Origin of the sequence: Cognatundibacterium luofuense (assembly GCF_018139685.1) — a bacterium.
Classification (GTDB): domain Bacteria; phylum Pseudomonadota; class Gammaproteobacteria; order Burkholderiales; family Burkholderiaceae_D; genus Undibacterium; species Undibacterium luofuense.
Genome location: NZ_JAGSPN010000107.1, coordinates 1 through 503, shown reverse-complemented (window position 1 = coordinate 503; position 503 = coordinate 1). Strand labels below are relative to the sequence as shown.

General features: G+C 51.1%; 1 protein-coding gene. It reads left to right on the top strand.

Going from position 1 to position 503, the window contains the following annotated elements; all coding sequences use genetic code 11:
- The coding region (locus KDM89_RS19550) for a winged helix-turn-helix domain-containing protein (protein WP_212689563.1) at positions 1 to 369 on the top strand (369 nt) is incomplete at its 5' end.
- Positions 370 to 503: the final 134 nt, after the last annotated feature.

Here is a 503-nt window from a genome sequence, read left to right as displayed (position 1 = left end):
CTGGTAGCCCGCGTGCAAGCCTTGTTGCGTCGCGCTTATCCGACGCAAACCGCGTCGGAACATTTGCAATTTGGTGCTTACAAATTTGAAACCCGGGCTGGTCGCGTGACGATTAATGACGAACCGGTAGAAATGACGCAGAAAGAATTCGATCTGGCATTATTACTGTTCCGCAATCTTGGACGCCCTTTGTCGCGTGCTTACATTCTGGAAGCCGTGTGGTCACGTGATGTCGACATTCCATCCAGAACGATGGACACCCATATTTCACGGGTACGTAGCAAGCTGGAATTACGTCCCGAAAATGGTTACAGGCTCGCACCAGTGTATAGTTACGGTTATCGACTAGAACAGGTCACAGCAGAATAACAAGTCCGGGTCAGCGCAGTCTGGCCCGGATTGCATTTCAACATTAGGAAATTCGCATGAGTCCTTCACTCCCCCTCTTGCGTCAGCTTCAAGCCAGCGTTCTGTTCACAATGACGCTGGCACTCAGCTCAGTC